Origin of the sequence: Aeromonas sp. R5-1, from assembly GCF_040908265.1 — a bacterium.
GTDB classification, from domain to species: Bacteria; Pseudomonadota; Gammaproteobacteria; order Enterobacterales; family Aeromonadaceae; genus Aeromonas; species Aeromonas caviae.
Window position 1 is genome coordinate 26,365 of record NZ_JBFODJ010000128.1, and the last position, 24,753, is coordinate 51,117.

The 24,753-nt window shown below is 63.5% G+C and carries 21 protein-coding genes and 1 tRNA gene; 10 read left to right on the forward strand and 12 right to left on the reverse strand.

The genetic code is table 11. The features are described 5' to 3' along the window. Positions 1–118 precede the first annotated feature (118 nt). Positions 119–1,111: an aspartate--ammonia ligase gene (gene asnA, locus AB5Y64_RS17775; RefSeq protein WP_039039621.1), complete on the forward strand. Its 993-nt coding sequence runs from the start codon at positions 119–121 to the stop codon at positions 1,109–1,111. Between the two features lie 228 nt (positions 1,112–1,339). Here asnA and AB5Y64_RS17780 read toward each other — a convergent pair whose 3' ends face one another. The 4 genes from AB5Y64_RS17780 to rluD form a co-directional block, all read right to left on the reverse strand. Next, positions 1,340–2,164 carry an MBL fold metallo-hydrolase gene (locus tag AB5Y64_RS17780; RefSeq protein ID WP_039039622.1) on the reverse strand — a complete coding sequence of 275 codons (825 nt, stop codon included), beginning with the start codon at positions 2,162–2,164 and terminating at the stop codon, positions 1,340–1,342. 60 nt (positions 2,165–2,224) lie between these two features. Further along, a complete protein-coding gene (clpB, locus tag AB5Y64_RS17785; protein ID WP_039039623.1) occupies positions 2,225–4,798 on the reverse strand; it encodes an ATP-dependent chaperone ClpB in 2,574 nt (857 codons plus the stop codon). 249 nt (positions 4,799–5,047) lie between these two features. Continuing rightward, positions 5,048–5,785: a peptidoglycan editing factor PgeF gene (gene pgeF / locus AB5Y64_RS17790; protein ID WP_039039624.1), complete on the reverse strand. Its 738-nt coding sequence runs from the start codon at positions 5,783–5,785 to the stop codon at positions 5,048–5,050. 119 nt (positions 5,786–5,904) lie between these two features. Further along, entirely contained in the window at positions 5,905–6,885 is a 981-nt protein-coding gene (gene rluD / locus AB5Y64_RS17795; RefSeq protein ID WP_010675991.1) for a 23S rRNA pseudouridine(1911/1915/1917) synthase RluD, read from the reverse strand. A gap of 116 nt (positions 6,886–7,001) precedes the next feature. On the opposite strand from rluD, the gene AB5Y64_RS17800 reads away from it, so the two are divergent. Further along, positions 7,002–7,757 carry an outer membrane protein assembly factor BamD gene (locus AB5Y64_RS17800; protein WP_039039695.1) on the forward strand — a complete coding sequence of 252 codons (756 nt, stop codon included), beginning with the start codon at positions 7,002–7,004 and terminating at the stop codon, positions 7,755–7,757. 72 nt (positions 7,758–7,829) lie between these two features. On the opposite strand, the gene AB5Y64_RS17805 is transcribed toward AB5Y64_RS17800, so the two are convergent. From AB5Y64_RS17805 to yqhD, 5 genes are all read right to left on the reverse strand, one after another. Next, a complete protein-coding gene (locus tag AB5Y64_RS17805; protein ID WP_039039696.1) occupies positions 7,830–9,137 on the reverse strand; it encodes a serine dehydratase subunit alpha family protein in 1,308 nt (435 codons plus the stop codon). 26 nt (positions 9,138–9,163) lie between these two features. Continuing rightward, positions 9,164–9,835, reverse strand: a complete 672-nt coding sequence (locus AB5Y64_RS17810) for a transcriptional regulator (protein WP_039039625.1) — start codon at positions 9,833–9,835, stop codon at positions 9,164–9,166. Between the two features lie 327 nt (positions 9,836–10,162). Beyond that, entirely contained in the window at positions 10,163–11,647 is a 1,485-nt protein-coding gene (pntB, locus tag AB5Y64_RS17815) for a Re/Si-specific NAD(P)(+) transhydrogenase subunit beta (RefSeq protein ID WP_010675995.1), read from the reverse strand. A gap of 11 nt (positions 11,648–11,658) precedes the next feature. Next, positions 11,659–13,185 (reverse strand): Re/Si-specific NAD(P)(+) transhydrogenase subunit alpha, encoded by a 1,527-nt coding sequence (locus tag AB5Y64_RS17820; protein ID WP_010675996.1) that lies wholly within the window; start codon positions 13,183–13,185, stop codon positions 11,659–11,661. A gap of 506 nt (positions 13,186–13,691) precedes the next feature. Then, entirely contained in the window at positions 13,692–14,852 is a 1,161-nt protein-coding gene (gene yqhD / locus AB5Y64_RS17825) for an alcohol dehydrogenase (protein ID WP_039039626.1), read from the reverse strand. 118 nt (positions 14,853–14,970) lie between these two features. Between yqhD and AB5Y64_RS17830 the strand changes: the two genes are divergently transcribed. Genes AB5Y64_RS17830 through AB5Y64_RS17840 form a run of 3 tightly spaced genes read left to right on the forward strand, consistent with a single transcriptional unit; the run spans position 14,971 to position 16,857 of the window. Then, the gene (locus tag AB5Y64_RS17830) at positions 14,971–15,894 is read left to right on the forward strand and encodes an AraC family transcriptional regulator (RefSeq protein WP_010675998.1); all 924 of its coding nucleotides are present in this window, start codon (positions 14,971–14,973) and stop codon (positions 15,892–15,894) included. Position 15,895: 1 nt separating this feature from the next. Further along, the gene (locus AB5Y64_RS17835; RefSeq protein WP_039039627.1) at positions 15,896–16,417 is read left to right on the forward strand and encodes a lipocalin family protein; all 522 of its coding nucleotides are present in this window, start codon (positions 15,896–15,898) and stop codon (positions 16,415–16,417) included. Beyond that, positions 16,414–16,857: an N-acetyltransferase gene (locus tag AB5Y64_RS17840; RefSeq protein WP_039039628.1), complete on the forward strand. Its 444-nt coding sequence runs from the start codon at positions 16,414–16,416 to the stop codon at positions 16,855–16,857. The genes AB5Y64_RS17835 and AB5Y64_RS17840 overlap by 4 nt, the downstream gene beginning before the upstream one ends. A gap of 128 nt (positions 16,858–16,985) precedes the next feature. Here the strand turns inward: AB5Y64_RS17840 and AB5Y64_RS17845 are convergent, their stop codons facing one another. After that, positions 16,986–18,875, reverse strand: a complete 1,890-nt coding sequence (locus AB5Y64_RS17845) for a methyl-accepting chemotaxis protein (RefSeq protein WP_039039629.1) — start codon at positions 18,873–18,875, stop codon at positions 16,986–16,988. A 411-nt stretch (positions 18,876–19,286) separates the two neighbouring features. On the opposite strand from AB5Y64_RS17845, the gene AB5Y64_RS17850 reads away from it, so the two are divergent. Further along, on the forward strand, positions 19,287–19,805 hold the full coding sequence (locus AB5Y64_RS17850; protein WP_039039630.1) for a class IV adenylate cyclase: 519 nt from the start codon (positions 19,287–19,289) through the stop codon (positions 19,803–19,805). Between the two features lie 56 nt (positions 19,806–19,861). Here AB5Y64_RS17850 and AB5Y64_RS17855 read toward each other — a convergent pair whose 3' ends face one another. Both AB5Y64_RS17855 and AB5Y64_RS17860 read right to left on the reverse strand, forming a co-directional pair. Continuing rightward, positions 19,862–21,232, reverse strand: coding sequence for a phosphatidylserine decarboxylase family protein (locus tag AB5Y64_RS17855; RefSeq protein WP_039039631.1), 1,371 nt, complete (start codon positions 21,230–21,232; stop codon positions 19,862–19,864). A gap of 208 nt (positions 21,233–21,440) precedes the next feature. Next, positions 21,441–21,517, reverse strand: a tRNA-Trp gene (locus tag AB5Y64_RS17860). Between the two features lie 202 nt (positions 21,518–21,719). Here AB5Y64_RS17860 and AB5Y64_RS17865 point away from each other — a divergent pair. The 4 genes from AB5Y64_RS17865 (at position 21,720) to AB5Y64_RS17880 (ending at position 24,648) form a co-directional block, all read left to right on the forward strand. Then, positions 21,720–22,262, forward strand: a complete 543-nt coding sequence (locus AB5Y64_RS17865; RefSeq protein WP_039039632.1) for a hypothetical protein — start codon at positions 21,720–21,722, stop codon at positions 22,260–22,262. 274 nt (positions 22,263–22,536) lie between these two features. Further along, complete coding sequence (pyrB, locus tag AB5Y64_RS17870) at positions 22,537–23,457, forward strand: aspartate carbamoyltransferase (RefSeq protein WP_010676005.1); 921 nt, start codon at positions 22,537–22,539, stop codon at positions 23,455–23,457. 16 nt (positions 23,458–23,473) lie between these two features. Continuing rightward, positions 23,474–23,938 (forward strand): aspartate carbamoyltransferase regulatory subunit, encoded by a 465-nt coding sequence (gene pyrI / locus AB5Y64_RS17875; protein ID WP_010676006.1) that lies wholly within the window; start codon positions 23,474–23,476, stop codon positions 23,936–23,938. Between the two features lie 218 nt (positions 23,939–24,156). Next, positions 24,157–24,648: an arginine repressor gene (locus tag AB5Y64_RS17880; RefSeq protein ID WP_039039633.1), complete on the forward strand. Its 492-nt coding sequence runs from the start codon at positions 24,157–24,159 to the stop codon at positions 24,646–24,648. Positions 24,649–24,753 lie beyond the last annotated feature (105 nt).

The following is a 24,753-nucleotide window of genomic DNA, read 5'->3' on the forward strand; positions in this document are numbered from 1 at the left end:
ATGGCTTATTTTGAAGAAAAAAACACACAAAGCCTATTTCAATTATCGAATATTGAATTTAGTTGGCATTCTGTTGAAGAATCACCGCATTCAACGGATTCACGACAGGTAATTCAGCATGAAACAGCACTACATCCGCAGCCAACAGCAGATCAGCTTCGTCAAAGAGATGTTCTCCCGCCAACTCGCACTGCAACTCGGCCTGATGGAGGTACAAGCCCCCATTCTGAGCCGGGTCGGTGACGGCACCCAGGACAACCTCTCCGGCTGCGAGCATGCAGTGCAGGTCAAGGTGAAAACCCTGCCGGAGCACAGCTATGAGGTGGTCCACTCCCTGGCCAAGTGGAAGCGCCAGACTCTGGGTCGCTTCGGTTTCGGCCCGGGTGAAGGCATCTACACCCACATGAAGGCACTGCGTCCGGACGAGGATCGTCTCAGCCCCATTCACTCCGTCTACGTCGACCAGTGGGACTGGGAGAAGGTGATGCCGGGCGAGCGCCGGGATCTCGCCTATCTGCAGGAGACGGTGCGCGGCATCTGGGCCGCCATCAAGGCCACCGAGCGCGCGGTCTGTGCCGAGCATGAGCTGACCCCCTTCCTGCCAGCGGATATCCAGTTCCTGCACAGTGAAGAGCTGCTGACCCGCTACCCGGACCTCGATGCCAAGGGACGCGAGCGCGCCATCGCCAAAGAGCTGGGAGCGGTCTTCCTCATCGGTATCGGTGGCGCCCTCTCCCACGGCGAACGCCACGACGTGCGAGCCCCGGACTACGACGACTGGAGCAGCGAGAGCGAGCTCGGGCTGGCGGGTCTGAACGGTGACATCCTGGTGTGGAACCCGGTGCTGGAAGACAGCTTCGAGATCTCCTCCATGGGGATCCGGGTGGACGCAGAGGCCCTGCGCCGCCAGCTCGCCATCACCGGGGACGAAGATCGCCTGCAGTACGACTGGCATCAGGATCTGCTGGCAGCACGCATGCCGCAAACCATCGGCGGCGGCATCGGCCAATCCCGTCTGGCCATGCTGCTGCTGCAAAAAGAGCACATCGGTCAGGTCCAGGTCGGCGTCTGGCCGGCCGAGATGAAGGCCGCCATTGCGGACATGCTGTAACGAATTGATTTGATTGCCTCTGTCCTCCTATCGCGGCAACACGGCGGGGGACAGACGCGATAGCGAAGCTGGTCAGCCGGGGTGGAGAGCGTATCCCGACTGACTGTAAGGCGGGCATGGTCGCTGACTGTGCCTGCCGACCCTGGGGCTTGCCCCTGCGATCCGCTCAACCCACGTCAGATCGCATCGAATACATTCCTCCCGGCAATCTTCGGATTGCCGCTTTTTTTACGCCGAAAAACTGTGCTCAAAACCCGCCCCGATCTGGTGCTGGCGCGGCAGCCCCGCCTTTCTGCTGCCGGTGCAGTGGCAGGCAAACAACCGCTCCACCGCCTCTTCCTGCAGATAGGCTCCGAGCGCCACCGCCCGCTGCGGGCCGGAAAACTTCAGGTGCAGGCCGCCGATGACGGCGTGGATCCGCTCGTCGCCACACACCTCCTTGGCACACTCGATGATGTTCTCGACCCCGGCGTGACCGCAGCCGATAAAGACGATGAGCCCCTGCTCGCTCGTGTAGGCCAGCGCCGAGTCGTCGCTGATGAGGTCTTTCTCCACCCGCCCACCCCGCACTATGTAGCCGAGTAGCGAAGGCGCAGCCCGGTCGCGCCGCACAATGCTGCCGAGGAACACCAGACGATCCGAGAGCCACATCGGCTCGGACGAGCAGTGGGGAAGCAAGCCTCTGGCCGACAGCGACTCCCGATCCAGCGCCCCCGACAGGCGATAGAGGTTGCGCCGCCAGAAGGGCAGCGACAGGAAGTAGCCCCGCTCGCAGAACACGTCCGGACAGGCTATGAGCGGGATGGGTCTTGGATAAGCGGGCAGCGAGCCGACCCCGCCCACATGGTCGTAATGACCGTGAGAGAGCGCCACATGGGTGAGAGAGGCGAGATCGATCCCCATCACGGCGGCGTTGTGGCACAGCGCCCGGCCACGGCCGCTGTCGAACAGCACCCTGAGGCCGTCACACTCCAGCAGCAGCGCCAACCCTCGCTCGGGCAGACAGCCAGGCAGATGAACGTCGTCATCCACCAAAACGGAAAACGTCAGCATCTCAATCCCTCAGAAAACAAAACGCAGGCACGAGGCCTGCGTTTTTCATCGACAATCCCATTACTGGGTCATGGTGAGGCCGTTGCTGTCGGCCCCCAGCCGCAGTGTCTTGCCCGGGATGACCCGGCCGCTGAGCAGGGCCTGGGCCAGCGGGTTCTCCACCTTCTGCTGGATCGCCCGCTTGAGGGGACGCGCCCCGTAGACGGGATCGAACCCGGCATGAACCAGCTTGGTCAGCAGCTCCTCGCTCACCTCCACCTCGAAGCCCTGGGACTCCAGACGGCTCATCAGGCTCTTGAGCTGGATGCGGGCGATGGACTTGATGTGCTCCTCACCGAGCGGGTGGAACACCACGGTCTCGTCGATCCGGTTGATGAATTCCGGCCGGAAGCTGCGGGTCAGCACCTCCATCAGCATGGCCTTCATCTCGTCGTAATCCTTCTCGGAGTGGTGCTCCTGGATGAGATCAGACCCGAGGTTGGAGGTCATGATCACTACGGTGTTGCGGAAGTCCACGGTACGCCCCTGACCGTCGGTCAGGCGGCCATCGTCCAGCACCTGCAACAGGATGTTGAAGACATCGGGATGCGCCTTCTCCACCTCGTCCAGCAGGATCACCGAGTAGGGGCGACGGCGCACCGCCTCGGTGAGATAGCCCCCTTCCTCGTAACCCACGTATCCCGGAGGCGCCCCCACCAGACGGGCCACGCTGTGTTTCTCCATGAACTCGGACATGTCGATCCGCACCATGGCGTCCTGGGTATCGAACAGGAACTCCGCCAGCGCCTTGCACAGCTCGGTCTTGCCCACCCCGGTGGGGCCGAGGAAGAGGAAGGAGCCGATGGGGCGGTTCGGGTCGGACAGCCCGGCACGAGAGCGGCGAATGGCGTTGGAGACGGCGTCCACCGCCTCTTCCTGGCCGATCACCCGGCTGTGCAGCTGATCCTCCATCCGCAGCAGCTTCTCCCGTTCCCCTTCCAGCATGCGGGCCACCGGAATGCCGGTCCAGCGGGCCAGGACGTCGGCGATCTCCACGTCGGTGACTCTGTTGCGCAGCAGGCTGGTCTCCTGCATCTCGGCCTGGGTGGCGAGATCCAGCTGTTTCTCCAGCTCCGGGATGCGGCCGTACTGCAACTCGGACATGCGACCCAAATCCCCTGCGCGGCGCGCCACCTCGAGATCCTGACGGGCCTGCTCCAGTGCCGCCTTGATGTGCTGAGTCCCGGCGAGGGCAGCCTTCTCGGCCTTCCACACCTCTTCCAGCTCGTTGTATTCCCGCTCTTTTTCCGTCAGCTCCTGATTGAGCAGATCGAGGCGCTTGCGGCTGGCGTCATCGTCCTCCTTCATCAGCGCCTGCTGCTCCAGCTTGAGCTGGATGATGCGCCGCTCGAGCCGGTCCAGGGATTCCGGCTTGGAGTCGATCTGGAGCCGGATGCTGGCCGCCGCCTCGTCGATGAGGTCGATGGCCTTGTCAGGCAGCTGGCGATCCGCGATGTAGCGGTGGGAGAGCTGGGCCGCCGCGACGATGGCGGGGTCGGTGATCTGCACATGGTGGTGCAGCTCGTAGCGCTCCTTCAGGCCACGCAGGATGGCGATGGTGTCCTCCACCGAGGGCTCCTCCACCAGCACCTTCTGGAAACGGCGCTCCAGCGCGGCATCCTTCTCCACGTACTGCCTGTACTCATCGAGGGTGGTGGCCCCGACGCAGTGCAGCTCGCCGCGGGCCAGGGCGGGCTTGAGCATGTTGCCCGCATCCATGGCACCCTCGCCCTTGCCGGCGCCGACCATGGTGTGCAGTTCGTCCACGAAGAGGATGACGCTGCCCTCCTCCTTGGCCAGATCGTTCAGAACCGCCTTGAGGCGTTCCTCGAACTCGCCGCGATACTTGGCACCGGCCACCAGGGCCCCCATGTCGAGCGACAGCACCCGCTTGTTCTTGAGCCCTTCCGGCACTTCGCCATTGATGATGCGCTGGGCCAGCCCCTCGACGATGGCGGTCTTGCCGACGCCGGGGGCACCGATCAGCACCGGGTTGTTCTTGGTGCGGCGTTGCAGCACCTGGATGGTGCGGCGAATCTCGTCATCCCGGCCGATCACCGGGTCGAGCTTGCCGAGTTCTGCCCGCTCGGTGAGATCGATGGTGTACTTCTCCAGCGCCTGGCGATTCTCCTCGGCGTTGGCATCCTCCACCTTCTTGCCGCCACGGACCTTGTCGATGGCTGCCTCAAGTTTTTCCTTGGTCAGCCCCTGGGCACGCAGCAGCTCGCCCAGCGTCCCCTTCTCGTCCAGGGCCGCCAGCACGAACAGCTCGGACGAGATGAACTGATCCTTGCGCTGCTGGGCCAGCTTGTCGCAGACGTTGAGCAGGCGGCCGAGGCCGTTGGAGAGCTGTACGTCCCCTTCCACCCCGCTGACGCGGGGCAGGCGATCCAGCTCCTCGCCGAGGCGCGAGCGCAGGGTATTGATGTCGAGCCCGGTCAAGGTGAGCAGCGGACGAATGGATCCGCCGTCCTGATTGAGCAAGGCGCTCATCAGATGGACGGGTTCGATGAATTGGTGGTCACGACCCAGTGCAAGAGACTGGGCATCGGAAATGGCAATCTGGAATTTGCTGGTCAGGCGATCGAGGCGCATTGCACTCCCCCTTCAAGACAGACGCCGCATGCGCGGCAACAACATCGCTTTCTGACAAGGAAGATGTGGTCTTGAAGGGCAATTTCAAGGGGTGGCTGTTTATTTTTTCCTCAATAGCGGTGACCGGGGGAAAACGACCTCGCAATGGCAGCCTGCCCCCTGAGCCTGCTCGGCAGCAAGACATGGTCGCGGAGGGCCATCACCAGAGAGTGAGGAGGCGCTTGTGGCAACGCGCCAGCGCCTCTTCGGCTATTTTTCCAGCCACACGAGGGAGGCCATGCGACCCGTCTGCCCGTCGCGGCGATAGGAGTAGAAGCGCTCGCTGTCGTTGAAGGTGCAGTATTCGCCGCCATAGATGGCGGTGACGCCGGCGCGGGCGAGGCGCAGTCGGGCCAGCTGGTAGATATCCGCCAGCCATTTCCCTTCGTTGAGGGATGGCACGAATGCAGTCGCCGCCTCGGCCTGCTCCGCCATGAAGGCCTCACGCACCTCGCCACCCACTTCGAACGCGGCGGGACCGATGGCCGGGCCCAGCCAGGCCAGGATCTCGCCAGGCTCGCAGCCCATGGCGGCGATGCTTGCCTCCAATACGCCCCCCTGCAGTCCGCGCCAGCCGGCATGGGCCGCCGCCACTACGGTGCCTGCCCGATCGCAGAACAGCACCGGCAGGCAGTCGGCAGTCATCACGATGCAGGCCTGCCCCGCCTCATGAGCACAGGCGGCATCGGCATCCGGTGCGCGCTCATAACGGTCGCTCACCGGATGGACGGCGATGCCATGTACCTGGTTGAGCCAGTTGAGAGTGTCGGGGATCCCCGCCACCTGCTGCAGTCGGGCGCGGTTGGCCTCGACCCTGGCCGGTGCATCGCCCACATGGGCCCCGAGGTTCAGGCCGGCAAAAACCCCTTCGCTGATGCCGCCGTCCCGGGTGGTCGAGAGAGCCCTGACATTGCCCGGCGCGGGCCAGTCGGGTGTGATCCAGTTCATCTGTGGCTCCTTTCGTTCATATGAAAACGGGGCCCCTTGGCTGCAACCAGTCAAGGGGCCCCGCATCAGATCATGGAGGGCAGGTTACGGCAGGAATCGTCGCAAGGCCGCCCTCGGGATCAGTTCCAGACCAGATCGTCCGGATTGGCCAGGGTATCCGCCCGCAGCACTTCCATCAGCGCCACCATGTCCTGCGGCGTGGGGGAGTGCCACTCCATCACTTCACCCGTGATGGGGTGCGCCAGCTTCAGCATGGTGGCGTGCAGCGCCTGACGGTGGAAACCGCGCAGGGCCTCGGTCAGTTCGGGGGTGGCGTTGCGCAGCAGACGCAGACGGCCACCGTAGGCGGGATCCCCCACCAGCGGATGCTTGATGTGGGCCATGTGGACACGGATCTGGTGGGTACGGCCGGTTTCCAGGCGCAACCGCAGACGGGTGTGACCACGGAACTTCTCGTGCACCCGGTAGTGGGTGACGGACTCGCGCCCGTTGGGCACCACAGCCATGTGGGTACGCTGGGTCGGGTGACGACCGATGGGGGCATCGACGGTGCCGCCGGCGGTCATGTGACCGATGGCAATCGCCTCGTACTCACGGGTGATCTGGCGTGCCTGCAGGGCTTCCACCAGGTGGGTCTGGGCGGGAATGGTCTTGGCGACCACCATCAACCCCGTGGTGTCTTTGTCCAGACGGTGCACGATACCGGCACGGGGGACCTCGGCGATGCCGGGGTAGCGGTGCAGCAGGGCGTTGAGCACGGTGCCGTCCGGCGTACCGGCGCCCGGGTGAACCACCAGGCCGGCCGGCTTGTCGATCACCAGGATGTGTTCATCTTCATAGACAATGTTCAGCTCGATGTTCTGGGCATCCCAGCGGGTGTCGTCTGCCAGTTCCACATTCACATGTACCTGCTGCCCGGCCACCACTTTCTCGCGCGGGGTATTGGCAACCTGACCGTCCAGGGTCACTCTGTCCTGTAAAATCCACTCCTTGATGCGGGTCCGGGAGTAGTCGGGAAACAATTCGGCCAGGGCCTGGTCTAGTCGTTGCCCGAATTGGTGATCCTGAAATTCGCCTGTCAGTTCAATATGCTGGCTCATGTATGGTCTCTTGAGCGGGGGTATCAATTCGAAATAATCCGGGTATTCTAGCTTTTCTTTTAGCCAAGCATAACGGATACTTTGCCAATTTCGTGGAAATGGACCGGATGTTGTTGATGGGAAAGAAGTCTCACCTGCTGATGTCGCTCGCCTTGGTCGCTACCCTGATCACTGGCTGTTCCAGCACCAAACCCAAGGTTCCCGACGAACCGCCGGAAGTTCTGTACCAGAAAGCCCGCATCAAACTGGATACCGGCAACTACCTCAATGCCATCGAACTGCTGGAAGCGCTGGACTCTCGTTACCCGTTCGGTGCCTACTCCAACCAGGTTCAGCTCGATCTCATCTATGCCTACTACAAGCAGGATGATACCGCCCAGGCGATCGCCAACATCGACCGTTTCATCCGCCTGAACCCGGCGCACAAGAACATCGATTACGTCTTCTATATGCGCGGCCTGACCAACATGGCGGCGGATTACAACTTCTTCCAGGATTTCCTCGGCATCAATCGGGATGACAAGGACCCCTCCTACGCCCGTCAGGCCTTCCAGGACTTCAAGACCCTGCTGCAGAACTACCCCAACAGCAGCTATGCAGCCGATGCCCGTGCCCGCATGATCGGCCTGAAGAACCGTCTTGCCCGCTATGACCTAGGGGTAGCCGAGTACTACGTCAAGCGTGACGCCCTGATCGCCGCCGCCAACCGCGCCAAGCTGATCGTCGAGACCTATCCCGACACGGTGGAAACCGAGAAGGCACTGGAAATCATGGTCAACGCCTATGACACCCTGAAGATGCCGACCCTGGCCCAGCATGCCCGCGAAGTGTTGGCCAAGAACTACCCGGACAACCGTCTCGGTCGCGGCTGAGTAGCGAACGGACAATGAAAAACCGGAGCCACTGGCTCCGGTTTTTTTATGGCCGACGGCGGCACTCCGGGGTCACTGGTGCTTACCCTGCTGCTTGGCCCGCATGATGTTGATGATCTCGATGTCGGTATCCAGCATCCCCTCCCTGGAGAGGCGACCCAGGTTGGCGATGGTCTGATCCACATCGTCCGAGACGATCCCCTCGCTCTGGGGCACGCGCAGGTTGTTGATGGCCATCAGCGAGGATTTCACCGCCGCCGAGGTGGAGGTGGAGACCTTCATGGAGCAGGCGCTGCCGGCGCCGTCGCAGATGATGCCGGAAACATCCCCAATCATGTTGTTGATGCAGTGGCTGATCTGCTCGAACTGGCCCCCCAGCAGCCAGGTGATGGCGGCCCCCGATCCCATGGCGGCGGTACTGGCTGCACACAGGGCGGAGAGCTTGTTCTGGTAGGCCTTGATGTAGATGGCCACCAGATGGCTCATCACCAGGGCACGGGCCAGCTGCTCGTCATCGGCCTTGAGGAAGCGGGCGGCGGCGACCACCGGCATGGTGGCGGCAATGCCCTGGTTGCCGGAACCGGAGTTGGACATGGCGGGCAGCATGGCGCCATCCATCCGCGCATCGGAGGCGGCAGACGACAGGCGCATGGCCAGGGTCATCAGGTCGTCGGAAAGCAGCTTGCGCTCCACCTGATCGGTGAGGATCTTGCCGATGCGCAGGCCATAGCCCTGCAGCCCTTCGTCCGCCAGCGCCTGGTTCATGGTGGCCGCCTCGCGGATGAAGTCGATCTCGACCAGCGGCACCTCCAGTGCGAAGGCCACGATCTCCTTCAGGGTCATGGCGGGCTTGTCGGCCTTGGCTGGCTGGATCTGCACCCCGGGGGCGCTGTCCTGCACCATCAGCACCTCGCCATCCTTCTCCATCAGCACGATGCGGGTGTGGTCGGTACAGATCACCACCCGGGCGCTGTGCCCCTCCACTTCGGCCAGCACCTCGGCGTAGAGCACGTCGGGCACATCCTTCACATCCACCTCTATGGTGGGCAGCAGCCCCTTGGCCGCCTCGACCTGATCCGGCGTGAGGCTCTTGAGCACCTCCAGCCCGGCATCCGGGTTGCCACCGGTGATGCCCACTGCGGCAGCCACCGGCAGGCCGATCATGCCGGTGCCGGGCACGCCGACCCCCATGCCGTTCTTGAACAGATTGCCGCTGACCCAGACGCGGGTGCGGGTCGGTACCTGCCCCAGCAGCTTGCGGCAGTTGGCCGCCGCCAGGGCGACCGACATGGGCTCGGTGCAGCCGAGGGCCGGCACCACTTCACGCTTGAGCAGGGTAATAAAGTCGGTCCATTGTGCGTTCATTGCGATGTGTCTCATGTTCATGGCGCCCGCGTGCGGGCTCGTCATTGTTGTTCGGCCAGTTCCGCCTTGTGATTGCGGATATGCAGGTAAACGGTATGGCGGGAGATGCCGAGCAGCTCGGCCACCAGTTGGGCGGCATCCTTGATCTCGAAGATGCCCATGTCGTAGAGCCGGTGCACGATCGCCTTGTTGCGCACGCTGCTGCCCAGCCCGGGATCCCTGTCCACCTTGGCGATCACCTGCGCCACCAGATCATCCACCGAGCTGGCGAAGGTCTCGGTGCCGTGGGCAGGGGGCACTGCGGGCGGGGCAAAGGTGTCGAGCAGGCTGCCAAGGGGCGTGTCCAGGCTGAAATTCACGCACAGCATACCGATGGGTTTGCCCTCGCGGTTGCTGATGGTGATGGACGAGGACTTCAGCAGGGTGCCCTCCCGGGTGCGGGAGAAATAACTGCTCCACTGGCTGCCGGCGGCACTGTGCAACTTGTCGAGCGCAAAATCGGTGACCGGCGCTCCCTCCTGGCGGCCGGTGATGTGGCCGTTGGCAATCTTGATGACGGAGGCGTGCAGACTGTCAAAGGCGTGCAGCACCACCTCGCAGCCCGGGCCAAACAGGGCGGACAGCGCCGCCACCGCAGGCTCGAAGCTGGCAATCAGATGGCGCTCTTCATCGGTCAGTGTGCTGGCGTCGCGCAAGGGAGCTACCTCGGTCATGGGGTCATCCGGTCAACGTTGGGTAAGGATATTCGAAGCGGACTCAAATAAAATTGAGCAAATCCGCTTTTTGCGCGGGCATTATGCCCGACTGGTGAGACAACACCACAAAATGTGAGCAAAATCACGACTGAAATGACAAAAAGGCCTCATGAGAGGCCTTCAAGGTGGTTTTTTGGTGCTTTTGCTCAACTTTAATTGAGCCAGGGCTCGCCAGTCAGTCCAGACAGGCAGGCACCACCGTCTGTCTGTTCCCTGCCACGGTCATCCACTCTGGTCATAAAAAAAGGGGGCCGAAGCCCCCTTTTTGTCTCATCCGGTCAACGCTTACAGCGCCTTCAGGATGGCCTCGACGCTGGCCTTGGCATCGCCAAACAGCATCTGGGTGTTCTCCTTGAAGAACAGCGGGTTCTGGACACCGGCGTAGCCAGTGTTCATGGAGCGCTTGAAGCCGATGACATTCTGCGCCTTCCACACTTCCAGCACCGGCATGCCGGCGATGGGGCTGCCCGGATCTTCCATGGCGGCCGGGTTGACGGTGTCGTTGGCACCGATCACCAGCACCACGTCGGTGTCGGCGAAGTCATCGTTGATCTCGTCCATTTCCAGCACGATGTCATAGGGGACTTTCGCTTCCGCCAGCAGCACGTTCATGTGACCAGGCAGACGACCGGCCACCGGGTGGATGCCGAAGCGCACCTTGACGCCGCGATCACGCAGCTTCTGGGTGATCTCGGCCACCGGGTACTGGGCCTGCGCCACCGCCATGCCGTAGCCTGGGGTGATGATGACGGAGCTGGCGTTCTTCAGCATGTCGGCCACGTCTTCGGCGTTGGTCTCGCGGTATTCGCCCAGCTCCTGCTCGGCGGTGGAGGCCACGCCGTCGGAGCCAAAGCCTCCTGCGATCACGGAGATGAAGGAGCGGTTCATCGCCTTGCACATGATGTAGGAGAGGATGGCACCGGAGGAACCCACCAGGGCACCGGTGACGATCAGCAGGTCATTGGAGAGCATGAAGCCCGCCGCCGCCGCCGCCCAACCGGAGTAGGAGTTCAGCATGGAGACCACCACCGGCATGTCCGCACCACCGATGGAGGCGACCAGGTGCCAGCCGAAGGCGAAGGCGATCAGGGTCATCACCAGCAGGGCGAAGGTGGAGCCACCGGCGTTGACGAAGTGGATCATCAGCGCGATGGAGACCACCACGGCCAGCAGGTTCAGCTTGTGGCGGTGCGGCAGCATCAGCGGCTTGGAAGAGATGAGGCCACGCAGCTTGCCGAACGCCACCACGGAACCGGTGAAGGTCACGGCACCGATGAAGACGCCCAGGAACACTTCCACCAGGTGGATGTTCAGCATGGCGCCGGAGAGGTGCTCGACCTGGGCGACGCTTGCCGCCTGCTCGAACGCCGCCCGGGCGGCTGCCAGGGTCGCATCCAGGTTGGAGCCGACGGAGACCACCACTTCAGCGGGGGCGGAGGGGTGCAGATCGATGAAGCTGTTGAAGCCCACCAGCACCGCTGCCATGCCCACGAAGCTGTGCAGCACGGCCACCAGCTCGGGCATCTCGGTCATCTCGACCTTGAGGGCCAGCCGCACGCCGATGGCGCCACCGATGGCCATGGCCAGGATGATCCAGTGGACGCCACTGGTTTCCGGGTTGAACACGGTCGCGAGCAGGGCGATGGCCATCCCCGCGATACCGAACAGGTTGCCATGCTTGGCCGTTTCTTGCTTCGACAGTCCCGCGAGACTGAGGATGAAGAGCACGGCGGCAACGATATAGGATGCTGTTACCAGTCCTTGAGACACGTTAAACCCCCTTAATCCTTACGGAACATCTTCAGCATGCGCTGAGTGACGGTGAAGCCACCGAAGATGTTGATACTGGCAATCAGCACGGCGACAAAGGCCAGCACGGTGACCAGGGTCGACCCTTGTCCAATCTGCAACAGCGCACCGACCACGATGATGCCGGAGATGGCATTGGTGACCGACATCAGCGGCGTGTGCAGGGCGTGAGAGACGTTCCACACCACGTAGTAACCGACCACGCAGGCCAGGATGAAGACGGTGAAGTGGGAGAGGAAGGCGGCAGGCGCTACGGCGGCCACCCAACCGAAGGCGGCGATGCCGAGGGCACCGAACACGAACTTCTTGTTGGAGGGCTTGGCCTCTTCCTTCTTGGCGGCCGGTTTGGCGGCAGCGGGTTTCTGCGGGGCGGCAGAGACGGAGATGGCGGGGGGCGGGAAGGTCACTTCACCGGCCTGGACCACCGTCATGTTGCGCTGCACCACGTCTTCGAAGTCGATGGCGACGTTGCCGTCCTTCTCCTTGCACATCAGCTTCATCAGGTTCACCAGGTTGGTGCCGTAGAGCTGGGAGGATTGGGCAGGCAGGCGGCCCGGCAGATCGGTGTAACCGATCACCTTGACGCCGTTGTCGGTGACATGCAGTTCACCCGGTACCGTGTATTCGCAGTTGCCGCCGGCCTGGGCCGCCATGTCCACGATGACGGAGCCCGGCTTCATGCTGTCCACCATTTCCTTGGTGATGAGCTTGGGTGCCGGCTTGCCCGGGATCAGGGCGGTAGTGATGATGATGTCCACTTCCTTGGCCTGCTGGGCGAACAGCTCCATCTCGGCCTTGATGAACTCTTCGCTCATCACCTTGGCGTAACCGTCGCTGGATGCGCCATCTTCGCCGCCGAAGTCCAGCTTGAGGAATTCCCCACCCATGGACTCGATCTGCTCGGCCACTTCCAGACGGGTATCGAAGGCACGCACGATGGCACCGAGGGAACCGGCGGTCCCGATGGCGGCCAGACCGGCCACACCAGCACCGATGACCAGCACCTTGGCGGGCGGTACTTTACCGGCGGCGGTGATCTGGCCGGTGAAGAAGCGACCGAACTGGTGCGCGGCTTCCACGACGGCGCGATAGCCACCGATGTTGGCCATGGAAGAGAGGGCGTCGAGGGACTGGGCACGGGAGATCCGCGGCACCATGTCCATCGCCATCACATTGATGTTGCGCTCGGAAAGCTTCTTGACCAGCTCGGGGTTCTGGGCGGGCCAGATGAAGCTCACCAGGGTGGCACCATCCTTAATTTGTGCGATTTCGGCCTCGGTCGGCGCGTTGACCTTGAAGACAAGGTCGGCTTGCCAGACGTTCGGTACCACGCTGGCACCGGCAGCCTCGAAGGCGGCATCATCGAAGCTGGCTCGCAGGCCGGCACCGGCCTCGATGGCAACCTCGAAGCCGAGCTTTTTCAGCTGCTCGACAGTGGCCGGGGTCGCTGCGACCCGGGTCTCACCGGCGAGACTCTCTCTCGGTATTCCAATCTGCATGACTATTCCCTGATGGTTAATAAACAATCATCGCCAAGTCTCTCATGTCTGAGGGGACAAGGCATGATCAAAGTGCAGGTCACGGGCCCTTTGTTATGAAAATCAGCAGGCTTCACCTCGACCTCCTGTCACGGTCAGGCCCCCGCTTTTCAGGCGCGAGGGTGATTAGTATCAAATTTTGGAGTTTTATTACAACCACGGCCCCGGTCGGGCGGGTACAGAATTCAGCCCATCCCGGACCATGATTAAAAAAAACAAACCAAATTAGGGGCTTATACCAGCAAAAAGCGCTAAAAAAAGTGATCCAACCAGTCAAAAAAAATGTTTAACCCGGCCTCTACCTTAGCGTTTTTTGTTCTTACGAAATCTGCCGTTGGCTCATCTGATGAGATGAAAAGGGAAAAAGTAACCATTTTGCAACGATCAGGGGGCCGCGTCCCCGCCTGCTGGCGGGTTCGGGCCCCCTGGTGCAACCGGGCCTGCGGCCCGTTTCAGGCGCGCTCTGCTTACCAGGCCGCCTCATAAATATGCCGGCTCTGGGCCAGGTCGATGTCGCCGTGCTCACCCAGGGCGGTCATGCCGTGCTCTTCGAGCTTGGCCAGCAGGGCGTCGATCCGGGCGTCGGCCACGTAATCCCGCAGCCGGGTCTTGATCCCCATCCGCTCGAAGAAGTCGCGGGTGGCGGCGATGGCCCCGTCGATACGCTCCTCGTCACTGCCGCTGCGCAGATCCCAGACCCGCTCGGCGTATTGCAGCAGCTTGGCGCGCTTCTGCTCGCGCTTGGCCTGCAGCAGGGCGGGCAGCACCACCGCCAGGGTCTGGGCGTGGTCCAGACCGTGCAGGGCGGTGATCTCGTGGCCCAGCATGTGGGTGGCCCAGTCCTGGGGCACGCCGGCTCCGATCAGGCCGTTCAGTGCCAGGGTGGCGCTCCACATGATGTTGGCACGCACGTCGTAGTTTTCCGGCTCCACCAGCGCCTTGGGCCCCTCTTCCGCCAGGGTCAGCAGCAGCCCTTCTGCAAAGCGATCCTGCACCTTGGCATCCACCGGGTAGGTGAGGTACTGCTCCAGGGTGTGGATGAAGGCATCCACCACCCCATTGGCCACCTGACGGGCGGGCAGGGTGTAGGTGAGCACGGGGTCGAGCACGGCGAAGCGCGGCATCACGAAGGGCGAGAAGAAGTGCTGCTTGTCCCCTGTGCTCTTGCGGGTGATGACGGCGCCCATGTTCATCTCGGAACCGGTGGCCGGCAGGGTCAGCACGCTGCCCAGGGGAATGGCGGAGGCCACCTCGCCCCCGACGGTCTCGAGGATGTGCCAGGGATCCCTGGCCGGATCGTAGTGAGCGGCCGCGGCGATGAACTTGGAGCCGTCCAGCACGGAGCCGCCGCCCACTGCCAGCAGGAAGTCGACCTTCTCGGCGCGGGCCAACTCGACCGCGCCCATCAGGGTCTCGTAGGTGGGGTTGGGCTCGATGCCGCCAAATTCAAACAGGGTCAGGCCGGCCAGCTCGCGGCGGATCTGGTCCAGCAGACCGCTGCGCACCACGCTGCCACCGCCGTAGGTGACGAGGATGCGGGCGTCGCTGGGGATCTGGCCGCGCAGCTGGGCCACCTGGCCCTTGCCGAACAGTACCTTGGTGGGGGTGTGCAGGATGAAGTTGTTCATGGGATCTCCCGGGGTGGTCGTAGTCGGTAAGGTATGGGTTGCATTTTTCTCTTATAACCTCCTACCATCAAGGGAGCTTTCTGCCGATTTCTTGCCTATTTCTACTGAGCCTGGATAAATGAGTACAAATCAGCCCATCGCGGCGACCCACCAGTCCGCCCTCGCCAGCCGGCTCGCCGCCCTGGCACCCCACCCGGGGATCACCGCCGCCCCCGTGCCCGGCGTGCACCTCATCTACACCACGGAGCATCACGACCGCATCCCGGTGCTCTACCGCCCGCGCATGATCATCATCCTGCAGGGGCACAAGGTGGGCTATCTCTCGGACTTCACCTTCCGCTACGACCCCGAGCACTACCTGATGATGACCCTGCCGCTGCCCTGCGAGTGCGAGTGCTTCGCCTCCCCCGAATCCCCTCTGGTGGGGCTCTCGGTGGAGATCGACGTGGCGGCGCTGCAGGCCCTGCTGCTGGAGATGGGGGACGCGGCCCCCGCCCCGGCGGAGCCGGGTCGCGGCGTCGTCTCCGTGCCCCTCTCCGAGACCATGCTCTGCGCGGTGGAGCGCCTCATCGACGTGATGGACAAACCGCTCCACGCCCGGGTGCTGGGGCCCCAGATCGTGCGCGAGATCCTGTTCCACGCCCTGCACGAAGGGGGTGCCCCCGCCCTGCTGGCCATGGCCAGCCGTCACAGCCAGGTGAGCCAGATAGCCCGGGTGCTGCGTATCATGGAGCAGCGCTTTACCGAGAACCTGACGGTGGAGGAGCTGGCCCGGGAGGCGAACATGAGCGTCTCGGCCTTCCACCACCACTTCAAGGCGGCCACCGCCACCTCGCCCCTGCAGTACATCAAGACCCTGCGCCTGCACCGGGCGCGGCTGATGATGCTGCACGACGGCCTCAAGGCCGGGGTGGCGGCGGACAAGGTAGGCTACGAGAGCGGCTCCCAGTTCAGTCGCGAATACAAACGCTTCTTTGGCAACACCCCGAGCGAACACGCGGCACGCTTCCGCTCGGGACAACTGCGTATCGTGGAGGGATGACATGCGCACACTGATCCTGCTCGTTCTGACCCTGCTGGCCACCGCCTGCACCGGCATTCCACCGGGACACCAGGTGGTCAAGCCCTTCCAGCTCGACCGCTACCTGGGCACCTGGTACGAGGTGGCTCGCCTCGATCACGGTTTCGAGCGCGGCCTGAACCGGGTCACCGCCACCTACAGCCTGCGGGATGACGGCGGTGTCAGGGTGATCAACCGGGGGCAGGACGAACAGGGGGAGTGGCGCGAGGCCGAGGGGCGCGCCTACTTCGTGGGCGACAGCGACGAGGGGCGCCTCAAGGTGAGCTTCTTCGGCCCCTTCTACGGCAGCTACAACGTGCTGGCGACGGACTATGACCTCTCCCTGGTGAGCAGTTACAACCTCCAGTACCTCTGGATCCTCTCCCGCACGCCCCATCCCCCCAAAGAGAAGGTAGAGGCCCTGGTCGAGCGGGCCCGGGGGCTCGGCTTTGCCACCGACCGGCTGATCTGGGTCAGCCAGGATCCGGCGGGGAACGCCCCATGAGGATCTTCCAGGCCACCCCCGGTGACATTCCCCGGGTCACCCCCCTGTTCGTGGAATACCGGGCGTTCTACCGGCTGCCTGCCCGGCCCGAGGCTGCCGAAGCCTTCCTGCTGGAGCGCTGCACCGCCGGGGAGTCGGTGCTCTTCGTGGCCCAGAGCGAGGCGGGAGTGGTGCTGGGATTTGCCCACCTCTATCCCCTGTTCTGCTCCCTCGCCCTGAAGCCCGTCTGGCTGCTGTACGATCTGTTCGTGGCGCCGGCGGCCCGCCAGCAGGGGGTGGCCCAGGCGCTGCTGGCGCGGGCCGATCGCCACGGCCAGGAGACGGGCGCCGCCTTCCTGATGCTGAGCACCGCCACCGACAACCGACAGGCTCAGGCCCTCTACGAAGGGCACGGCTACCAGCGGGACAACGAGTTCTACAGCTACATCAAGCCCCTCTGAGCCTCTGCCTGCGCCCGTTGCAGGGCCAGGACCCGGCATTATTCAGCGGGTGCATGACGAATTAATATCCATACACAGGATGAATAAAGGCGACCCCGGGGTCGCCTTTGTCACATCCGGGTCGCAGCCTAGAGCCGGAAGCGCCCGATCTCCTGCTCTAGCCGCTCGGTGAGAGACTTGAGCTGGGCCGCCTGGGCGGCCTCTTCGCCGGCCTGGGCCGCCAGCGCCTGGGAGACGTGGCGGATATTCTCTGTGTTGCGGCTGATCTCGCCGGTCACCGAGGTTTGCTCCTCGGCCGCCGCCGCTATCTGGGTCGCCATGTCGCTGATGGCGCCGATGGCTTCGTTGATCCTGCCCAGGCTGAGATTCGCCGCTTCGGCGTCCTCCACGCTGGTGCCCGCCAGCTGGCGACTGGTCTCCATGCCGCCCACCGCCTTGCGGGTGGTCTGCTGCAGCGCCTCGATCATCTGCTGGATCTCGGCGGTGGAGTCGTGAGTGCGGCGCGACAGCACCCGCACCTCGTCCGCCACCACAGCAAAGCCGCGCCCCTGCTCCCCGGCCCGAGCCGCCTCGATGGCGGCGTTCAGGGCCAGCAGATTGGTCTGCTCGGCGATGCCGCTGATGGTGGCCAGAATGCCGCTGATCTGCTGGGCGTGGCCATCCAGCTCGTGGATGGTCTGGCTGGCGTCGGTGACCTCCCCCGCCAGCCCCGTGATGCTGCGCTGGCTCTGGCCGACCTGGGACTGGCCGGCCACCGCGAGGCGCACCGCATCGCCGGCGGTGTTGGCGGCAAACTCGGCGTTGCCGGCGATCTCCTGGGTGGCGGAGGCCATCTCGGTCACTGCGGTCGCTACCATGACGATCTCGTCCTGCTGCTGGCGCACCCGCTGGCTGCGGGCCTCGGCCCCCGCCGCCTGGGTGCGGGACTGGGCCGCCAGCTCGACGGTGACGTCCCGCAACCGGCTGACAATGCCGTGCAGTCGCGCCACGAACTGGTTGAAGTTCTGGGCCAGCTGCCCCACCTCATCCTGGCTGCGGGTGGCGATCTGCACCGTGAGATCCCCCTCCCCGTGGGCAATGTCGGCGAGCGCCCTGGAGACCCGTCCCAGATCCGCGAACAGGTAGTTGAACATGGCGATGAGCAGGGCACCGAACACCAGCAGCAGCACCAGGGTCAGCCCCACCAGTTGCCACAGCAGGGAGGCGAGCGGCGCCTCCAGCACCTCCTTGTACATCACCATGGCGAGCAGCCAGTCGGTGCCGGGCACGCCCTGCACCGAGAGCAGCACCTCGCGCCCGTTCAGGTTGGCGCCGTGCAGTTCGCCGTCGCGGCTCCACGCATCCAGCGCCGCCCCGGTGAGGCCGGGATCCAGCTCCGCCACCTGCTTGAGCGCCAGCTCCTTGTTCGGGTGGCCGACGATGAGGCCGGTGCGATCGAGCAGCATGGCGTAGCCCTCCCCCTGCACCTTCATGGCCAGCACCTCGTCGATGAGGGCGTCAAGGGAGAGATCCGCCCCGGCCACCCCGATCACCCGGCCCTGGTGGCTCACCGGCTCGGCCAGGGTCACCACCATCTGCTGCATGGTCACGCTGACATAGGGCGGCGTGACGATGAGCTTGCCCGCCTTGTCGGCGTTCTGGTACCAGGGGCGGGCCCTGGGGTCATAGTTGGCGGTGTTGAGGGCGGGATCGTGGCGGGTCATCTCCCCCTGCGCCGAACCAAAATAGGTGAGGCCGAAACCGCCGGAGGTGCGGGTCTGCAACAGGTGGGGCACCAGGGCCGTGTCGGGGTCGCGCGCAATGACGGCGGCCAGGGCGTCGACCGCGTGCTTGCGATCCTCCAGCCAGTTGCCGATGGCCACCGAGTGGGCGTGGCCGTAGTTGACCGCCTCGCTCTGGATGGCGTCAAGGGTGCGGGATTTGAGGGTGTGGAAGGCGACAATACCGAGCAGGGCTGCCATCAGCAGCACTACCCCCAGGCTGGCCGCGAGCAGCTTGCCGCGCAACGAGAGAGTCATGACAACGAATCCTTGTGGTAGCCGGGGGCCGGGAATACCCCCATCTTGGTAGTTCTATCGGCACAATGATGAACGGTCTTTAGTGAATCCTGATATTTTTTCATCTATCAACAACAGAACACACTACCAGCAACAGACTGCTCACTATTCCATGCTGACACCCGCAGGCACCACAAGGCCGCCCTAAGGCGGCCATGAGGTCATATCGCGGATGACGGGCAGGCACCGGCAGAGCAGGCCAGCACCCGCTGACCTGTCTCTTGAGGGCGGCTTCAGGCGTCTGCAAAGAGGGTTGGCGGGCAGGGTTGAGCATCCATCAGGAACCGAGTTGGTGCTCCCCCTGTTGCCCCCCTCTCGGCAACGTGGGCTGTGCTAGATTGGGTATCCCGTTTTCAAGGAGAACCCGCTGCCATGCCACGAAATATCGAGATCAAAGCCCGCATAGCCGGGGTCGATGACCTTATCCCCAGAGCCGCGGCCATCGCCGACAAGGGCCCCGTCGACATCGCCCAGGACGATACCTTCTTTCGCTGTGAATCGGGCCGCTTCAAATTGCGGACGCTCTCCCCGTCGGCAGGCCAGCTCATCTTCTACCGCAGGCCTGATCAACAGGGTCCGAAGGAGAGCTACTACCACATCACGCCAACGAACGAGCCGGACAAGCTGCGGGAAACGCTCACCCTGGCTTGCGGCCAGATTGGCAGAGTGCGAAAACAGCGGACCCTGTTTCTGGTGGGCAGAACCCGGATCCATCTCGACCGGGTTGAAGGGCTGGGTCACTTCCTCGAACTGGAAGTGGTGCTGGAAGATGACGAGCCGCTCGAGGTGGGGATGCAGGAAGCTCACGACATCATGGCGCGTCTCGGTATCGAACCCTCCCGGTTGATCGAAGGCGCCTATCTGGATCTCCTGCTGCAACGACAACCCTGAGGGATTCGCAACAACAAGGCCGCCTCAAGGGCGGCCTTTACTGTCCGGCGGCTGGGTTATTTGACCCGCGCCAGCGCCGTGTTGATCCTCGGGTTGGTCGCCTCCAGCCCCGGCTGCTGGCCGTAGAAGTCGAACGCCAGCTCGACACCGGGGCGAAACAGCAGGCAGTGGGTGGAGCCGCCGAAGTGGAACATGCCGAGCTGCTCCCCCTTCGCGATCCGCTGCCCCGGCTGCACCGTCACCTCGCAGCTCGACACCTCGGCCATGCCCACCGGCACCACGCACATCAGGCCGATTTTGGGGTTGTCCGCCTCGATGAAGATGAGTGCCCGGGTCGCCACCGCGGTGAGGAAGGGCTGGGACTGGTTCGGGGCGCTGGGGTCGGGCCCCGCCGGGCTGTCGAAACCCTGGTGGCGGTTGGCCAGGTAGTAGCTGCCGTTGACCACCTTGACCGAGCGCACCGTGCCGCTCACCGGGCTGTGCCAGCGGTGATAGCTGAGGGCGCTGAGGAAGGCCTGATAGAGGGTGCCCCCCTCGAACGCGGCGGCGCGCGGGTCGAAGTCCAGCAGGTTGTCCAGGGAATAGGGCTGCCCCTTGAGCCAGAAGGCGTCCTGCCGTCTTACCCCGGTCACCACCTGCAGCGGGGCCGACTCGCAGGCGTTGGCGATCACGCTGTCATCGTCCGGGGCCGTCACCGGCCGCACGCCGGGGCAGAAGCGGCGGGTGAAGAAGTCGTCCCAGCTGGCGAAGCCCTCGTATTCCTCTCCCTGCGCGGTGTGGAAGATCCCCTCGAAGCGCTCTGGGGTGGGGTTGTCGCCGGCCCCGAGCGCCCCCTGCGCCACCTTGACCATCTCCCGTTTCGCCACGTCACCCAGCCAGGGGACGATCAGGGTCTGGCGATCCAGGGGGCTCACCGACTCGGTCAGCACATAACGGAACGCGGGACTTTGCAGGAAGTCGGCCCAGTAACCGAGGATCTTGCGCAATTGCTGGTTCACCAGCGCATTGGCGAAAAAGTCGTACCCGGCGGCCGTCGCCATGGGCCAGTTGAGCAGGGCATTGATGGGGAATCCGATCAGCCCGGCGGGCTCCTGGGTCTGCACATCCTGATAGGCTTCCGGGGCCGTGGTCATGATGCCGTTGAGCAGCTGCAGGAACTCATCGAAGCTGCGCACCTGGACCTGACCGAGCGGCGTGCTGTGCTCGTGCTGCCACGCCTCGTCAAACATCCCCTGGGCCTGCTGATGCAGGAGAGGATCCTGCTCCACCAGCGCCTTCAATCCGGCGATCGGGGCCACCAGCGGGCGAGGCTGGCGGGTGACCGCCTGACGCAGCCGCTGTACCCAGCGCGCCACATGGGCCTGATCCCGGGGGACCCAGCCACCGGCATGGGCATGGGGGTGACGCGTATCCACTGCCTTGTTCATCGCTCTCTCCTTGTTGAAGCGCCTTGGGCCCGCCGGATGCGATGCGCCTGAGGGCGCCATCTGGCAGGAAGCAAGGTGTAGCACAGGGGAAAAGCGGCCTCCATTGGCAGAAATGGCAGCGGCGAAGCGGGGAAAAGAGGCTAACGGAGGCGGTGGCAAACGCCGGAAATGCGAAAGGCCAGCTCAATGAGCTGGCCTTTCTGAAAAATGGCAGGGGCGGCAGGACTCGAACCCGCAACCATCGGTTTTGGAGACCGCTGTTCTACCAATTGGAACTACGCCCCTGCAACAAACGAGGCGTAGTATACAAAGCGGAGGTCAAAGGTAAAGGCTTTTTTTCTCACTTTCGATGCGATCGAACAAATGACGAGCAGATCCCCGCAATTCCAACAAGGAGCGGGGGTAAGCTGCTGTATTTGCAGCCCCGACGGGGTAGGAATGGGACACAAATGGGGGTAGGGTGAAACCAGGCTCAGGGAGGCTGCCCATGCTCAATTACCGACTGCTGCAACAGCTTGCGCCCCTCAACTTCCGGGATGAGCGCAAGACGGAGACCCTGGCCGACTATCTGGACAGAGTCTCTCCCCTGGTGCCCTCCATTCCCTCCAATGTGCTCGCCCAGTGGATTTACCGTCATTGGCGCGGTTTTGAATCCAACTGGAGCTTTATCGATCTCGCCAGCCACCAGTTTGAGTGCGAGCACTGGCCCACCGCGCAGATTATCGAGCAGATAGACTCCCGCCACATGGAGGTGATCGATCGCTGGGGCGAGATGCTGCGCAGCAACCGCTACGTGCGCCGCTCCTGGCTCGGCGATGACATGCTGCGCCGGGGCACCTGGTCCGAGCCTGTCATCGTCCTCGCCACCGCCCCGGGAACCTGCTACCCGGACGGTCACCCCCTGCCCCATCCCTACTGCCTGCTGGAGGGGCACCACAGGCTCGGCTACCTGCGCAGCATGGCCGCCGATGGCGCCCCCTTGCAGGCGCAGCACGCACTCTGGATTTGTCGACCAGTTCGCGACACTTAAACGTTTTTCTGGCCAAATCCTGCCTCTGAAATAAATTTTTGACAATTCAAAAACCAGCCCTATAATCGGTGCGGTTTTGAAAAAGGTCGGGACAGGACAATGCCGTTTTTGATGAAAAAAGCAGCCTTGCAGACGGGTGGAGCGCACCAGAGCGGCCCCGTTGTTTCCGGTTCCCGTCCCACAGATCCCCCGTTTTTTTTGAAAAGAGCCCCTGTTTCAGGGGCTTTTTTTTGTGCCGGAAAAACCTTCATTGATGCCAAAGGGAATGCAGACGATGACCAATCCACTCTATAACAAACACGTCATCTCCATCTCGGATCTGACCCGGTCCGACATGGAACTGGTGGTCGCCACCGCACAGCGGTTGAAGGCCGAACCCGACAGCCGCCTGCTGAAAGACAAGCTGGTCGCCAGTTGCTTCTTCGAAGCCTCCACCCGCACCCGTCTCTCCTTCGAGACCGCGGTCCAGCGCCTGGGCGGCAACATCATCGGCTTCGCTGACGGCGGCAACACCAGCGCCAAGAAGGGCGAGACTCTGGCCGACTCCATCAAGATCATCAGCTCCTACACCGATGCGGTGGTGATGCGCCACCCGAAGGAAGGGGCAGCCCGTCTGGCCTCCGAGTTCTCCCGGGTGCCGGTCATCAACGGCGGTGACGGCTCCAACCAGCATCCCACCCAGACCCTGCTCGACCTCTTCTCCATCCACGAGACCCAAGGCAAGCTGGACGGCCTCAACGTCGCCTTCGTCGGTGACCTGAAGTACGGCCGCACCGTCCACTCCCTGGCCCAGGCCCTGAGCCTGTTCAACTGCCGCTTCTTCTTCATCTCCCCGGAAGCCCTGGCCATGCCGGACTACCTCTGCGAGGAGCTGGAAGAGAAAGGCATCCGCTTCAGCGTGCACGAGACCATGGAAGAGGTGATGCCGGAGCTCGACATCCTCTACATGACCCGCGTCCAGAAGGAGCGCTTCGACGAGACCGAGTACAAGCACATGGCCGCCAAGTTCGTGCTGGAGCTGGCGACCCTGGAAGGGGCCAAGCCCACCATGAAGATCCTCCATCCCCTGCCCCGGGTTGACGAGATCGAGGTCGCCGTCGACAAGACCCCCCACGCCTACTACTTCCAGCAGGCGGAGAACGGGGTCTATGCCCGCCAGGCACTGCTGGCACTGGTACTGAACGAAACCGTCTAAGGGAAAGGGGAACATCATGTCCGAGAAGAACCAACTGCAAGTCGAAGCCATCCGCCACGGCTCCGTCATCGACCACGTCCCCGCCGGCCAGGGCATCAAGATCCTCAAGCTGTTCCAGCTGATCGAGACCCAGGAGCGGATCACCGTCGGCTTCAACCTCAAATCCGGCGCCCTCGGCAAGAAGGATCTCATCAAGATCGAGAACACCCGTCTGACCGAGCAGCAGGCCAACCAGCTCGCCCTGTTCGCCCCCAAGGCGACCGTCAACATCATCGAAGACTTCGTGGTGGTGAAGAAGCACCAACTGGCGCTGCCGGAGTTCATCGAAGGGGTCTTCCACTGCCCCAACTCCAACTGCATCTCCCACAACGAACCGGTGGAGAGCTACTTCCGGGTGCGCGAGGTGAAAGGGGCGGTGCGGATGAAGTGCAAATACTGCGAGAAGTCCTTCACCCAGGACATCGTCAGCGAACGCTACTGATTTCCTGCCGACAAAGGATATCCATGTGGGCCCCATCGGGCCCATTTTTGAACCCTGTCACATCACTTATTCCCCCTTTGGTTATAATTTGCCATCCCGTAATGGATATACCTCGCTCATCCCCTGCTTGAGTGCTCCTCATTAGTGTTTTTCGCTATGAAAAGCCGGAACGACAGACTGGGCGAGACCGCCATCGCTCATCGCCAAAGGAAGTCGCCATGGTCAACACCCTCAGCCGCCCAGCAGAACCAGAGTCCGACCTGGCCCAGCTCGACGCCTGCCGCCAGATCATCGGCCAGCACTGTTACAGCACCCAGGAGGAGATCCGCCGCGAGCTCTCCGCCCGCGGTTTTGCGGACATCAGCCAGTCCACCATCTCCCGCCTGCTGCGCCGTCTCGGGGTCGCCAAGGCCCAGAACGCCAACGGCAAGAAGGTCTACACCCTGGTGGACGAGCAGCTGGAGCCCGCCGGCAGCACCCGCTCCATCCACGACATGGTGCGCGCCGTGGTCCACAACCAGCAGATGGTGCTGGTGCATACCACCCCGGGGGCCGCTACCGTGGTGGCTCGCCTGCTGGATCGCAACGCCAATCCCGAGATCCTGGGGGCCGTGGCCGGCAACGACGTGGTACTGATCGCCCCGCGCCACATCAGCCGAACCCGCCAGGCTCACGCCGCCGTGGTGCGCACCCTGGAAAACGCCCGCTGACCCCTGCTGGATGCCAGAAGGCGACCCTGGGGTCGCCTTTTTGTTGCCCGCGCGGCAAGGAGTCAGGCCACGGGAGAGGCCGGGCGCCCCGCCTTGCCTGCCATC